The sequence below is a fragment of the Streptomyces sp. NPDC058796 genome, from assembly GCF_042745235.1.
Classification (GTDB): Bacteria; Actinomycetota; Actinomycetes; order Streptomycetales; family Streptomycetaceae; genus Streptomyces.
The window spans coordinates 18524-33659 of the sequence record NZ_JBHYOP010000008.1 but is presented as its reverse complement, the minus strand read 5'-3'; the positions used below and the strand labels follow the sequence as shown (position 1 = coordinate 33659).

The following is a 15136-nucleotide window of genomic DNA, read 5'->3' as shown; positions in this document are numbered from 1 at the left end:
CCCGGTGCGTACACACACGCGAGGGCGGCACGGCGCGATGGGCGCACGCGTCCGAACAGGCCGGGCCTTCGTCGTCCGGGACATTACGGCTTGCCACGTGAGGTTGTGCTATGTCACTCCAGGCGGACGAACGCCGACCGCTGTCCGGAGCCCAGGAGGGCCTCTGGTACGCCGGACGGCTCGCACCGGACAGCGCCGCGTACCACACCGCGGAGGCCGTGGAGATCCACGGTCCCCTCGACACCGGCCTGTTCGAGACCGCGCTGCGCCGTACCGTCGCTGAGGCAGACACCTTCGCCCTGCGCTTCACCGACACCGACGACGGCCCCCGCTGCCACCGTGCCGCGGACGCGGACGACTGGATCCTGCACCGGGTCGACGTCAGCGGCGCCGACGATCCCGAGGCCGCCGCGTGGGCGCACGTCCGCGCCGACCTAGCGGTCCCCGTGGACGTCGAGAAGGGGCCGCTGTTCGCGCACTCCCTGCTGACCCTCGCCCCCGACCGTTCCCTCTGGCTGCTGAGGGCCCACCATCTCCTGCTCGACGGCTACAGCTACAAGCTCCTCGGGCGGCGCCTGGCCGACACGTACAACGCGCTGGCCGAGGGGCGTGAACCGGCACCCTGCGACTTCGCGCCGGTGAGCCGGCTCCAGGCGGAGGAGGCGGCCTACCGCGCCTCCGAGGGGTACGCCCGCGACCGCGACCACTGGGCGCGCCGCCTGGCGGACCTGCCGGAGCCGGCCCGGCTCACCTCCCGTGCGGCCGCCCCCACCGCGCCCTTCCTGCGCCGCACCGCCGAGCTGGCGCCCGCCGACACCGACGCCCTCGACGCCGCCGCGGCCCGCCTCGGCGTCCGGCGCACCGACCTGCTCACCACCGCCATCGCCGCCTACCTGCACCGGATGACCGCCGCCGGGGACCTGGTGCTCGGCCTGGCCACCATGAGCCGCCTCGGCAGCGCCGCCCTGCGCACGCCCGGCACCGCCTCCGACGTCCTCCCGCTGCGCGTGACCGCCGCTCCTGGCACGTCCGTCGCGGAGCTGGCGCGGGCCGTCGCCGACGAACTGAAGGCACTGCGCCGCCACCAGCGCTACCGGGGCGAGTTCCTCCGCCGCGACCTGGGCCTGCTGGGCACCGGACGCCGGCTGTACGGGCCGGTGCTGAACATCGTCCCGTTCGACGAGTCACCCGTCTTCGGCGGACACCCCACCACCTGGCACCACCTCTCCGGCGGAGCGGTCGACGACCTCCAGATCTCGGTACGCCCGGGCGGCCCCTCCGGCGGACTGTGGCTGGCCTTCGACGCCAACCCGGCCCTCTACGACGAGGACGAACTCGCCCTGCACCGCGACCGGTTCCTCACACTGCTGCGTCGGCTGGCCGAGGCGGCACCGGCCACCCCGCTGGGCGACCTGGACGTCCTGCTGCCGGGCGAGCACCCCCGCGACGCCCCCGTACGCACCTTTCCGGTCGAGCGGACCCTCACCGAGCTGTTCGAGGAGCGGGCGGCGGACGGGCCCGAGCGCACCGCCGTCACCTGCGGCGACGACCGACTGACGTACGCCGCGCTCGACGCCGAGGCCAACCGGCTCGCCCGGCTGCTCGTCGATCGGGGCGCGGGGCCGGGCCGGGTGGTGGCCCTGGCCCTGGACCGGGGGACCCGGCTGCTGCCCGCCCTGCTGGCCGTCCTCAAGACGGGCGCGGCCTACCTGCCGCTGGACCCCGGACATCCGGCGGAGCGGCTGCGGCTGGTCGTCGAGGACGCGTCCCCCGTCGTGCTGGTCACCGAGCGCGCCCACGCCCACCTCGCCGGGGACGCGCTTCCCGTCGTCCGCCTGGACGACGAGGGGGTCGCGGCGGATCTGGCCCGCCGCTCCGCCGCCGACCTCACCGACGCCGACCGGCTCGGGCCGGTGAGCCCGTCCGACACCGCGTACCTCATCCACACCTCCGGCTCCAGCGGCCGCCCCAAGGGCGTGCCGGTCCCGCACTCCCACGTGGTGCGGCTGTTCACCGCCGCGGCCGAGCACTTCGACTTCCGGGCCGACGACGTGTGGACGCTGTTCCACTCGTACGCCTTCGACTTCTCCGTCTGGGAGATCTGGGGCGCCCTGCTGCACGGCGGCCGGGTCGTCGTCGTCCCGTACGCCGTCAGCCGCTCGCCCCGGGAGTTCCTGGAGCTGGTGCACCGCGAGGGGGTGACCGTCCTCAGCCAGACCCCGTCCGCGTTCGAGCAGTTCGTCGACGCCGACCTGGAGCGGGGCGGGGACGCCGGGGCGCTGCGCCACGTCGTCTTCGGCGGCGAGGCCCTGCGCCCGGCCCGGCTGCGCCCCTGGGCCGACCGCCACGGCCTGGACCGCCCGACGCTGGTGAACATGTACGGCATCACCGAGACCACCGTGCACGTCACCCACCACCGCCTCACCCGCGCCGACCTGGACGACCCGCGCCGAGGCAGCGTCATCGGCACCCCCCTCGCGGACCTCCGCGTCCACCTCCTGGACGCCGCGGGACGCCCCGTGCCGCCGGGCGCCACCGGGGAGATGTACGTGTCCGGCGCCGGCGTCGCCCCCGGCTACCTCAACCGGCCCGAGCTGACCGCCGAACGCTTCCTCGACGACCCCTTCGGCCCGCCCGGCACCCGCATGTACCGCTCGGGCGACCTGGCCCGGCGCCGCCCCGACGGCACGCTCGACTACCTCGGACGCGCCGACGCCCAGATCCAGCTGCGCGGGTTCCGCGTCGAACCCGGAGAGATCGAGGCCGTCCTAGCCGCCCACCCGGGCGTCGCCCGCGCCGCCGTCGTGCCCCGCCGCGCCGACAACGGCGCCCAGCACCTCGTCGCCTACACGGTGCCCTCGGGCGCCACGTCCGTGACCCCCGCCGAGCTGCGCGCCCACGCCGCGGCCCACCTGCCCGAGCACATGGTCCCCGCCGTCTGCGTCCCGGTCGACACGCTCCCCTTGACCGCGAACGGCAAGCTCGACGTACGGGCCCTGCCCGCCCCCGACTTCACCGCCGCCGCGGCCGGCACCCGGCCCGAGACTCCCGCAGAGGCCCTGGTGTGCCGGTTGTTCGAGGAGGTGCTGAAGCTGCCCGGGGACACCGTGGGCACGGACGTGAACTTCTTCGACCTCGGCGGCGACTCCCTGCTCGCCACCCGTCTGCTGGCCCGCCTGCGGCACGGGACCGGTGCCGAGATCCCCATCACCGCCCTGTTCGAGACGCCGACCCCCGCCGCCCTCGCGCTGCGGCTCACCGCGCACACCGACGCCGGCCCGCCCCGGCCGGACCTCGGTGACGCCGCACGCCCGGGGCGGGTTCCGCTGTCCTTCGCCCAGGAGCGCATGTGGTTCCTCAACCGGCTCGACGACGGGGCGGCCACCTACAACATCCCGCTCCTCGTCCCGCTCGCCGCCGACCTCGACACCGAGGCGCTCCGGGCGGCCCTCGGTGACCTGGCCGACCGCCACGAGATCCTGCGGACGGTGATCGCCGAGGACGACGGCGTCCCGCACCAGCGCATCCTGCCGCCGGGGGAGACACGTCCGGTGCTGCGCCGGGTGGACTGCCCCGCCACGGAGACCGCCGCCCACGTCACCGCCGCGCTGCGGTACCGCTTCGACCTGACCGCCGAAAGCCCCCTCGCCGTCTGGCTGCTGGGCACCGGTGCCGACCGGGTGCTGCTGTTCGTCCTGCACCACAGCGCCGCCGACGGCTGGTCCCTGCGCCCCTTCGCCGACGACCTGAGCACCGCCTACGCGGCCCGCCGGGCCGGCCGCGCCCCCGCGTGGGCGCCGCTGCCGGTGCAGTACGCGGACTACGCGCTGTGGCAGCGCGCCCTCCTGGCCCCGGGACCGGACGGCCCGGGGCGGCTGGAGCGGCTGACCGCCCACTGGCGCAGCGCCCTGGAGGGTCTGCCCGAGGAGTGCACCCTGCCCGGCGACCGGCCGCGCCCCACCGCGCCGCGCGGCGGCGGCGCGCACGTCGAGGCCGGCCTCGACGCCTCCTCGCACCGCGCCCTGGTCGACCTCGCCGACCGGGAGGGCGCCAGCCTGTTCATGGTCCTGCACGCCGCCCTCGGCGCCCTGCTCACCCGCTGCGGCGCCGGTGAGGACATCGTCGTCGGCACCCCGGTGGCCGGCCGCACCGAACCCGCCCTCGACCCTCTGATCGGCCTGTTCACCAACACCCTCGTCCTGCGCGCCGACACCTCCGGCGACCCCGCCTTCCGGGACCTGCTCGCCCGGCTGCGCACCGCCGACCTGGCCGCCCTGGACCACCAGGACCTGCCCTTCGACCGGCTGGTGGACGCGCTCAACCCGCCCCGCACACCCGGCCGGCACCCCCTGTTCCAGATCATGCTGGCCCTCCAGAACAACGAACCCGCCGTCCTCGTACTGGACGGCTCACGAACCAGGCTGCGGCCCACCGCCACCGGCACCGCCAAGTTCGACCTGTTCGTCGACGTCCTGGAGAGCCGCACCCCCGAGGGCGCCCCCGACGGCCTGACCCTGCACGTCGAGTACGCCACCGACCTGTACGACACCGGCACCGTCGAGGCGTTCGCCCACGCCCTGCGCGAGGTGCTGCGCACCGTGGGCGCCGACCCCGGCGTCCGCGTCGGGCGACTGCCCGCGCTCCCCGAGCGGGCCCCCGCCCCGTCCGCGACCGGCCTCACGGAACTGGAGGACGCGGCCCGCTCCGTGCCCGGCGTCCACGACGCCCACGCCCTGCCCGGCACCGACGGCGCCCCACCACGCCTGTACGTGGTCCCGGCACGGGCGGACGCCGCCGAACGCGTCGAGAACGCCCTGGACCGCGCGGGCCACGGCACCGTCCGCGTCACCGCCGTCAACGCGCTGCCCCGCACCGAGGACGGCACCGTCGCCACCGCGGAGCTGGACGCCCTGCCCACCGTCGACCGCACCGCCGCCGGGACCTGGCGGGAACGGCTGGCCCGGATCCCGGGCGTCACCGTCGCCGAGGTGACGGTGGAGAACGCCCCGGAGGAACTGGAACGCCGCCACACCGGCCTGCCCGACCGCCCCACGGGACCCGCCCCCGCCTCCGCCCGCCCCGGCCGCGCCTCCGCCGTACCGGCGCTCAGCGAGGGTCCCGCCCTCGCCGAACCGTCCGTGCCGAGCTGGGCCGACGCCCTGCGCCGCGCCGCCGAACGGGGCCGGGGCGACATCATCCACGTCCACGCCGACGGCAGCGAGCACCGGCGCGACTACGCGTCCCTGATCCCCGAGGCGTCCCGCGTCCTGGCCGGACTGCGCCGGACGGGCCTGCGCCCCGGCGACCCGGTCATCCTCCAGTGCGACGCCACCGAGGACTTCCTCGCCGTGCTGTGGGGCTGCCTCCTGGGAGGCTTCGTCGCGGTCCCGCTGACCGTCCCCGCCTCCTACGACACCCCCTCGGCGGCCCTGACCAAACTGGAGGGCATCTGGCGGATGCTCGGCCGTCCCCGGATCGTGTGCTCCGCCGGGCGCGAGGCCGGGCTGCGTGACCTCGCCGCCCGGCGGGACTGGCCCGGACTGCGGCTCACCACGGCCGACGCACTGCGCGAGGCGCCCGAGGACCACGACTGGCACCCCGCCCGGCCGGACGACCTCCTCCTGATGCTGATGACGTCCGGGAGCACCGGCCTGCCCAAGGCGGTGCGGCTCACCCACCGCAACGTGCTGACCCGTTCCGCCGCCACCGAGCAGCTCAACGGGCTCGGCGCGGACGACGTCTCCCTGAACTGGATCCCGCTCGACCACGTCACCGGCGTGGTGATGTTCCACCTGCGGGACGTGTACCTGGGCTGCCGCCAGATCCACGCCCCCACCTCCTGGATCCTGGAGGACCCCCTGCGCTGGATGGACCTCGCCGACCGGCACCGGGTCACCGTCACCTGGGCGCCCAACTTCGCCTTCGGGCTCCTCGCCGAGCAGTCCGACCGCTTCGCGGGACGCACCTGGGACCTGTCGCCGATGCGGCTGGTGATGAACGCCGGCGAGGTCGTCGTGGCCTCGGCCGCCCGCCGGTTCCTGCACACGCTCGAGCCGTTCGGGCTGCCGCAGGACGTGATGCACCCCGGCTGGGGCATGTCCGAGACCTGTTCCGTGGTCACCGACACCGTCCTGCCCGCCGAACCCGTCCCGGACGAGGGGACGTTCGTGAGCTGCGGCCGGCCCTACCCCGGCTTCGCCATGCGGATCGTCGACGAGCAGGGCACGCTCCTCACCGAGGGTGAGGCGGGCCGCTTCCAGGTCCGCGGCACCTCCGTGACCGGCGGCTACCACGACAACCCGGAGGCCAACGCGGAGGCGTTCACCGAGGACGGCTGGTTCGACACCGGCGACCTCGCGTACCTGCGCGACGGCGAGCTGTACATCACCGGCCGCGCCAAGGACGTCATCATCGTCAACGGCGTCAACCACTACAGCCACGAGATCGAGGCGTGCGTCGAGGAACTGCCGTACGTGGAGCGGAGCTTCACCGCCGCCGTCGCGGTGCGCTCCGATCCGTCGTCGCCCACCGACGAACTGGCCCTCTTCCTCCACCTCACCGAGGAGGCCACCGCCGAGGCCCTGCGGGAGATCGCCGGGAAGGTGACCCGGGAGATCGGCGTCAGCCCGGCCTTCATGGTCCCGGTCGGGCGGGACGCGATCCCCAAGACCGAGATCGGCAAGATCCAGCGCACCAGGCTCCGCAAGAGCTTCGAGGCGGGCACCTTCGACGAGGAGATCCGGCGGACCCAGCTCCTGCTGGGCAGCGCCGCGACCGTCCCCGACTGGTTCCTGCGGCCGGTGTGGCAGCGGGCGGAACGCCCCGAGGTCCGTACGACGCCGGCCGGCCGGCACACCCTCGTCCTCACCGGCGCCGACCCCCGGGTGCGGCGCCTCGCGGAACGGCTCGCCGACCTCCTGCGGTCCGGCGGGGGCCTGTGCACGGTCGTCGACGAGGGGACGGCGTACGCCCGGCTCGACGCCGCGCACCACCGGGTACGGCCCACCGAGGAAGCCGACCACGCCGAGCTGCTGCGGCGGCTGGAGGCGGACCGGCGGCCGGTCGACGCCGTCCTGCACCTCGACGGGCTGCGCGACAGCCGTGATCCGGAGACGGCGCCGCAGGACACGACCGATGCGCGGGAACTGCTCGCCCTCACCCGTGCCCTCGCCGCCCGACCGGGCCGGCGACGCCCGGTCGACCTCGTGTACGTGACGGCGGGCGCCCAGGCCGTACGCCCCGGCGACCGCCCGTCCCCGGCCCACGCCATGGCGGGCGCGCTGCTCAAGTCGCTGACCGAGGAGTTCGGATGGCTGCGCGGCACCCACCTCGACCTCCCGCCGGACGACGGCACGGACCCGACGGCCCTGCTGGCGGCCGAGGCGACGGTCACCGTGAACGGCGCGGAGGTGGCGTACCGCGACGGACACCGTTACGTACGCCGCCTCGCCGCCCTGCCCGACACCCCGCCCCGCGCCGAGCCGCCCACACGCGACGGCTTCACCCTGCTCACCGGCGGCCTGGGCGGCGTCGGCACCGAGGTCGCCACCCATCTGCTGCGCACCCCTGGCACCCGGCTGCTGATCACCGGCCGCACACCGGAATCCGGGGCCGAGGGCCTTTCCCGTCTGCGTGAGCTGGGCGAGGTCCGCTACGTCCGGGCCGACGTCACCGACGAACACCAGGTACGGGCCGCGGTGGTAGCCGCCACCGAGGCGTGGGGCGTGCCCCTGGTGTCGGTGCTGCACCTGGCCGGCGCGCTCGTGGAACGCCCCGTGGGCGAACTGGACGCCGCCACCTGGAACCGGGCCCTCGCGGCGAAGACGCGCGGCGCGTGGACCCTGCACCGGCTCACCGCCGACCATCCGGTCACCTCCTTCGTCACCTTCTCCTCGGTGAACGGCTTCTTCGGCGGTGCCATGAACGCGGCCTACGCCGCGGCCAACGCCTACCTGGACGCCCTCGCCCGGTACCGCCGGAGCCTCGGTCTGCCCGCGCAGTCGCTGGCGTGGAGCATGTGGCGCGAGCGCGGCATGAGCCGGGGCTACGGACTCACCGCCCTCACCGAGGCCCGTGGCTACCGGCTGCTCGACGTGCCCGCCGCGCTGCGCTCGTTCGACCTGGCCCGCACCTTGGACGAACCGCACCTGCTGCTCGGCGCCGACCGCACCGCCCCCTGGGTCCGCAGCCACGTCGTCGCCCCCGTGCGCCAGACGCGGCGCCTGGCCGCCCGCGTCGGCCTGGAGGACGGCACCGACCTGAGGGCCCTGTACCGCGCGGCGGCCGACGCGGCCCGCGCGACCGGGCTGCGCGACGACGTGTGGACGCTGTGCTCGGCGGGCACCACGGCACACTCGGGCAGGACGGAGACGGGGGAGGAGCTGCGGCGGCTGGAGAGCCGGCTCGCCGAGGTGTGGCGCGGCGTACTGGGCCGCGACCGGGTGGGTCGGGACGACAACTTCTTCGACCTGGGCGGCAACTCCCTGCTCCTCGTCACCGCCCAGACCGCCGTCAACCGCGCCTTCGGCACCGACCTGTCGGTCGTCGACCTGTTCGCCCACCCCACCGTGCGGGACCTGGCCCGCCACCTGTCGGCCACACGGGCCGGAACCCCGGCGGTCGCCGAACAGCCGACACGGCAGGAGACCGGCGGCCTGGACCGCGCCAAGGAGCAGGCACAGCGGCAGCGCGCCGCCCGCGCGCGCCGTACCGCACGGCACGGCAAGGACCGGGGCCGTGTCTGACGGCGCGAACGGCGGCGCGCGGCACGCCACCGGGCCGGGAGCCGGCCGGACACACCCTCCGCGGCACCCCGCCCAGCCGTACGACGACCAGGCGAAGCCCACGCCGCACACCACCCAGCCGGGAGAGGACGAGGCACACGCCGTGCACGACACCAGCGCACCCCACGACAAGGAGTTCCCCGAGTTCCCCGCCGTCGCCGTCATCGGCATGGCGGGCCGCTTCCCCGGAGCCGACGACCTCGACGCCTTCTGGGAGAACCTGGCCGCCGGCAGGGAGTCCGCCCGGCCCGTCACCGACGAGGAGTTCCTCGCCGCCGGCGGCGACCCGCGCGACCTGGACGACCCCTCACTGATCCGGCTGGCGTCGGTCGTCGAGGGCATCGACCGCTTCGACGCCGGCTTCTTCGGCTACAGCCCCGCCGAGGCCGCCGTCGTCGACCCGCAGCAGCGGCTGCTGCTGGAGACGGCGTACCACGCCCTGGAGGACGCCGGCTGCCTCGGCGGCGACCGCACGGGCGAGGCGTTCGGCGTCTACGCGGGCGCCGGCGACAGCCGCTACTACCCGGCCCACGTGTACCCCCGCTTCGCCGGGCAGCCCGGCTCGGTGGCGCTCGTCCACGCGGCCACCGCCAACTCCCTGGGCACCCTCGCCACCCGCCTCTCCTACGAACTCGGCCTCACCGGCCCCAGCGTCTCCCTCCAGACCGCCTGCTCCACGGCGCTCGTCGCCGTCCACACCGCCTGCCAGGACCTGCTGGACCACCGCTGCGACACCGCACTCGCCGCGGCCGTCTCCCTCAACCCCTCCGCCGTACTGGGCTACCGCCACGTGCCCGACGGGCCGTTCTCACCCGACGGCCACTGCCGCGCCTTCGCCGCGGACGCCGCCGGCACCTCCTCCGGCGACGGGGTCGGAGCCGTCGTACTCAAGCGCCTGGAGGACGCTCTCGCCGACGGCGACCGCGTCCGCGCCGTCATCCGCGGCAGCGCCGTCAACAACGACGGCCGCCGCAAGGTCGGCTTCAGCGCGCCCAGCGCCGCCGGACAGACCGAGGTGATCCTCGCCGCACAGGCCCAGGCGGAGGTCGACGCCGGCACCATCGGCCTGATCGAGGCGCACGGCACCGCCACCAGGCTCGGCGATCCGATCGAGGTGTCCGCGCTCACCGAGGCGTTCCGGCACAGCACTCGACGGACCGGGTTCTGCGCGCTCGGCTCGGTCAAGACCAACATCGGCCACCTGGGCGCCGCCGCGGGCATCGCCGGACTCATCAAGGCCGTCCTCGCCCTGGAACATCGGCAGATCCCGCCGAGCCTCCACTTCGACCGGCCCAACCCGCTCATCGACTTCGACGCGAGCCCCTTCCGGGTCCCCACCGCCCTGGAGGAGTGGCCCGCGCCCGGCCACCCCCGCCGGGCCGCCGTCAGCGCCTTCGGCATCGGCGGCACCAACGCCCACGTCGTCCTGGAGGAGGCCCCGCCCACCGCCTCCGACGCGCCCCGCCCGCCCGAGGACGGCCGCCGCCTGGTCCTGCCGCTGTCCGCCCGCACCGCCGGCGCCCTGCGCGGCCAGGCCGACGCCCTCGCCCGGCACCTCGAACGCCGCCCCGGACTGCGCCTGGACGACGTCGCCCACTCCCTGCGCACCGACCGGCCCGCACTGCGCCACCGCCTCACCGTCACGGCGGCCACCCGCGAGGAGGCCCTCGACGCGCTGCGCTCCGCCCCGCCCGGCCCCCCGCCGGCCGACGACCCGGTCCGCGTGGCGTTCCTGCTGCCGGGCGGCGGCACCCAGTACCCCGGCATGGGCGCGGAGCTGTACCGCGACCACACCCTCTACCGCGACACCGTCGACGAGTGCGCCCGCGTCCTGCGCCCCGTCCTCGGCGCCGACGTGCGCACCGCCCTCTTCGAGGAACGGCACCCCGACGACACGGCCGCGTTCCTCGGGCTCGTCGTCACCGAGTACGCCCTGGCCCGCACCCTCGTCGAGTCCGGCGTCCGCCCCGACGCGCTGATCGGCCACTCGCTCGGCGAGTACACCGCCGCCTGCCTGGCCGGCGTCATCGACCTGGACGACATGCTGCCCCTGGTCACCGAGCGCATCCGGCTCATCGGCTCCGCCGGCGGCGCCACCGTCGGCGTGGCCGCCCCGGCCGAGGAGATCGAACTGCTGTTCGACGACACACTGTCCCTGGCCGCCGTCAACGGCCCGAACGCCTGCACCGTCGCCGGACACCTCGAAGCCGTCACCCGCTTCGAGGACCGGCTCACCCGCCGCGGCGTCCCGTTCCGCCGCCTGCGCATCCCCGTCGCCGCCCACTCCCACGTCCTGGACCCGGTCCTGCCCGCCTACGAGACCCACCTCGGCCAGGTCACCCTGCGCCCGCCGCGCCTCCCGTACGTCACCAACGTCACCGGGACCTGGGTCACCGACGCCCAGGCCACCTCCGTACGGCACTGGCTGGACCACACCCGGAACACCGTGCGGTTCACCGACGGCATCGCCGCCCTGTGGGACCGTATGCACCCCGTCCTGGTGGAGATCGGGCCCGGTGACACCCTGACCAAGCTGGCCACCGCCCGGCTCGCCGACGAGGCACCGGTGACGGTGACCACCATGCGGCATGCCAAGGCCGAGGCGTCCGACGGCTTCGTCCTCGCCGAGGCGCTGGGGCGGCTGTGGAGCGCGGGCGTCGACGGCGCCCTGCCCCCGGTGCCGGGCGTACCCCGGCGGGTCCCGCTGCCCCCGTACGCCTTCGAACGCCGACGCCACTGGATCGACGCCCCCGGCGCGCGTACCGGCGCCGACGACACCCCGGCCACGGAGGACGCCGTCCCCGCCCTCGCCCCCCGGCCCCGGCTGACCACCGCACACGTGCCGCCCCGCACGGAACGGGAGGCGGCGGTGACCCGCCTCTGGGAGGAGACCCTCGGCATCGGCGGCATCGGCGTCCACGACAACTTCTTCGACCTCGGCGGCGACTCGATGCGCGCCGTGCTGCTGGCGGGCCGGCTGCGGCAGACCGGCACCCTCGACGTCCCGGCGGCGACCCTGCTGGCCGCGCCCACGGTCGCCGGGGTCCTGGCCGCCGCCGACGAGCCCGACGGTCAGACGCCGGGATCCGCCCCCACCGCTCTCGCCCCGCTGCTGCCGCTGCGCCCCGAGGGCACCGCCCCGCCCCTGTTCTGCGTCCACCCCGGCGCGGGCGTCTCCTGGCGCTACACCGGACTGCTGCCCCACCTCGGCGGCGACCAGCCGGTCTACGGCATCCAGGCGGCCGGCCTCGACGGCACCCGGCCACCCGCGCCGGACGCCGCCGCCATGGTCGCCCGCTACCTCGACCTGGTGCGCCAGGTGCAGCCGCACGGCCCGTACCGGCTGCTGGGCTGGTCCTACGGCGGATTCGTCGCCCACGCCCTGGCCTGCGCGCTCCAGAGCGGCGGTGAGTCCGTCGAACTCCTCGCCATGCTCGACGCCCCCCAGCCGCACGGCACCGCCCACGACCCCGACGCCGCCGAACGGCAGGTGACGGCCCTGCTGTCGCGGGTGGCCGGTCTCCCCGTCGACACAGGGGCCGCAGACGTGGACGCCGTCCTGCGGCGGATCGACGCCCGGGTCACCGCCGACCCGACGAGCACCCCCGTCACCCGCGCCGAGGCCGCCGCCATCGCCGCCGTCATGCGCAACAACCTGCGCATCGCGCCCCAGTTCGCCCCCGGGGTCTACCGGGGCGACGTGCTGTTCTTCAGCGCGGCCGAGGAGCGGCCCACCGACTTCCCGGCGGACCTGGCGGTGCTGCCCGGCAAGGCCGACAGCTGGCGCCCCCACGTCGACGGCACCCTCCACGATCACCAAGTGCCCTGCGGTCACTACGAGATGACCGAACCCGAACCGATCGCCCGCATCGGCGAGGCGGTCGCCAAGGCCCTGCGGGACCTCGGTGACCGAGCCGCCGCACCCCCTGCCCCCTGAACACGTCGAACGCGCCTTGAGGAGAGCCAGCGTGGGACCGACCCAGGACCTCTACGAACTCGGCGACGCGCCCGAGATCGGCACCGCCCCGAAGCAGATGTACGCCTCGCTCATCCGCCGTGAGCGCTACGGACAGCCCATCGACGCCTTCCGGACCGAGGTGGTCGACGTCCCGCCCGTGGGCCGCGGACAGGTCCTGGTGAAGGTGATGGCCGCCGGCATCAACTACAACAACGTCTGGGCGGCGCTCGGTTCGCCGCTCGACGTGATCGCCGCCCGGCAGAAGGCGGGCGCCACCGAGCACTTCCACATCGGCGGCTCCGACCTGTCCGGGATCGTCTGGGCGGTCGGCGAGGACGTGCGCGGGGTGAAGCTCGGCGACGAGGTGGTCGTCCTCGCCAACCGCTGGGACGAGAAGGCCGACGACATCCGCCTCGGCGGTGAACCCGCCTGGTCGGCCAGCCAGCGGGTCTGGGGCTACGAGGAGAACTACGGCTCCTTCGCCCAGTTCGCGGTCGTCGACGACTACATGCTCCACCCCAAGCCCGCCCGGCTGTCCTGGGCACAGGCCGCCTGCTACATGGCGACCGCCGCCACCGCCTACCGCCAGCTCTTCGGCTGGCCGCCGCACACGGTGCGCCCGGGCGACCCCGTGCTGATCTGGGGCGGGGCCGGCGGCCTCGGCTGCATCGCCATCCAGCTGGTCCGGCACGTCGGCGGCATCCCCGTCGCGGTCGTCTCCAGCGAGGAACGCGGCGAGTTCTGCCTCAAGCTGGGCGCCGAGGGCTGGATCGACCGGCGGGAGTTCGACCACTGGGGGAGGCTGCCGGACACCTCCGACGAGGAGGCGATGGGCCGCTGGCTGTCGGGCGCCCGCGCCTTCGGCCGGGCCTTCTGGGAGGTCATCGGCGAGCGCCGCGGCCCGCGCGTCGTGCTGGAACACTCCGGCGCCGACACCGTCCCCACGTCCCTGTACCTGTGCGACAACGGCGGCATGGTCGTCCTGTGCGGCGGCACCACCGGCTACAACGGCGACGTCGACCTGCGCTTCCTGTGGATGCGGCAGAAGCGCCTGCAGGGCTCGCACGTCGCCACCGCCCGCGAGGCACGGGAGGTCACCCGGCTGATCGACCAGGGCATCGTCGACCCGTGCCTGTCCCGCACCTTCGACTTCGACGAGATCGGCCTCGCCCACCAGCTCGTCCACGACAACCGGCACCCGGCCGGGAACATGGCCGCACGGGTCGGTGACCGCGGGTGAGGAGCGTGACGGAGATGAACCGGAAGGGCTGATTCACCCAGGCGCCGAGGGGTACCTGCGGTGGGGTACGAGGCACGCGCACCACCGGGAGGAACCCCATGGGCAAGCTGGGCGAGATGATGAACAAGGCCAAGCAGATGGCCAAGGGCCACCCCGATCAGGCGGACAAGGGCGTCGCGGGCGCCGAGCGGGCGGTCGACCAGCGGACGGGCAACAAGTACGACGCCCACACCGACAAGGCCGCCGACGCGGCACGGCGCTCCTACCGGGACGGCGGCGGCACGCCCGAACGCTGACCCGGCACGACTGCCTCGCCGGTCCCGACGCACCGCGCCGGGGCCGGCGAGGGCGCGCTCAGCCGAAGGTGGCGGACGGGCCGAGGACGCAGCCGAACACGCCGGTCCCGACGCGCACCACCCCCACTCGCACGGCGCGTGCCGGGTCCGCACGCAGCCGGACGACGCACAGACGGTCCCCCGCCGGGCCCACCCGCAGGTCGCGCAGGCTCACTATGGGCCGGGCATGACGCAGGCCCTGGGGCCCCTCCCCAGCCTCGCCGAGGCACGCGGGGCCGAGGCCGAGGCCGGTGCCGGCCAGGGCCTTCCACGCCGCTTCCTTGGCGGAGAACAGCTCCGTCACCGTCCAGCCGGCGCCCGTCGGCCGGGAACCGGCGCCGAGCGGTTCGTCTCGGCCGTCCAGTAGTTCCTCCTCGTCCTCGCGCAGCACCAGGCGGGCCGCCGCGCGGGGGAGGGGCCGCAGCTCCAGGTCGCAGCCGAGCGGCAGGTCCGTGCCGGGCGGGCGGGCCACGGCGACGGCGATGCCGGCGCTGTGCGAGATCGACGCCGCCCGGCCCGGCGGGAACACCGGCAGCCGCCCCGACCGGGGGATCTCACCGCAGTCCAGGCCCACCGCGCGCAGCGCTCGGCGGGCGGCGCGCCGGCCGGCCAGGAACTCCAGCCGGCGCCGAGCCGGCATCGAGGCGGCCGCGGCCGCCTCGGCGGGCCCCGCCGGCCGCGGACCCGGCTCCCGGACGGTCGCGATGCCCAGACCGAGCCCGGCGGCGGCCAGCAGCGGGCGCAGTACGGACACCTCACCGACCACGTCGGCGGGATCGCGATCGGCCCCGGTCGGCCGCGAGGCCCGTGTCACGGCCGG

5 protein-coding genes are annotated in these 15136 nt (G+C 75.4%); 4 read left to right on the top strand and 1 reads right to left on the bottom strand.

What is annotated here, in order from left to right:
- Window positions 1–110: 110 nt before the first annotated feature.
- The 4 genes from ACFW47_RS20480 to ACFW47_RS20465 all read left to right on the top strand — a co-directional run bounded on the left by ACFW47_RS20480 (window position 111) and on the right by ACFW47_RS20465 (window position 14277).
- Window positions 111–8744: an amino acid adenylation domain-containing protein gene (locus ACFW47_RS20480; protein WP_386306526.1), complete on the top strand. Its 8634-nt coding sequence runs from the start codon at window positions 111–113 to the stop codon at window positions 8742–8744.
- The gene (locus ACFW47_RS20475; protein ID WP_386306525.1) at window positions 8737–12720 is read left to right on the top strand and encodes a type I polyketide synthase; all 3984 of its coding nucleotides are present in this window, start codon (window positions 8737–8739) and stop codon (window positions 12718–12720) included. Before ACFW47_RS20480 ends, ACFW47_RS20475 begins: the two co-directional genes overlap by 8 nt.
- A 31-nt stretch (window positions 12721–12751) precedes the next feature.
- The gene (gene ccrA, locus ACFW47_RS20470; protein WP_386306523.1) at window positions 12752–13981 is read left to right on the top strand and encodes a crotonyl-CoA carboxylase/reductase; all 1230 of its coding nucleotides are present in this window, start codon (window positions 12752–12754) and stop codon (window positions 13979–13981) included.
- A 98-nt stretch (window positions 13982–14079) separates the two neighbouring features.
- Entirely contained in the window at window positions 14080–14277 is a 198-nt protein-coding gene (locus ACFW47_RS20465; RefSeq protein WP_386306522.1) for an antitoxin, read from the top strand.
- Between the two features lie 58 nt (window positions 14278–14335).
- Here ACFW47_RS20465 and ACFW47_RS20460 read toward each other — a convergent pair whose 3' ends face one another.
- Complete coding sequence (locus tag ACFW47_RS20460) at window positions 14336–15082, bottom strand: enterobactin synthetase (RefSeq protein ID WP_386283015.1); 747 nt, start codon at window positions 15080–15082, stop codon at window positions 14336–14338.
- Window positions 15083–15136: the final 54 nt, after the last annotated feature.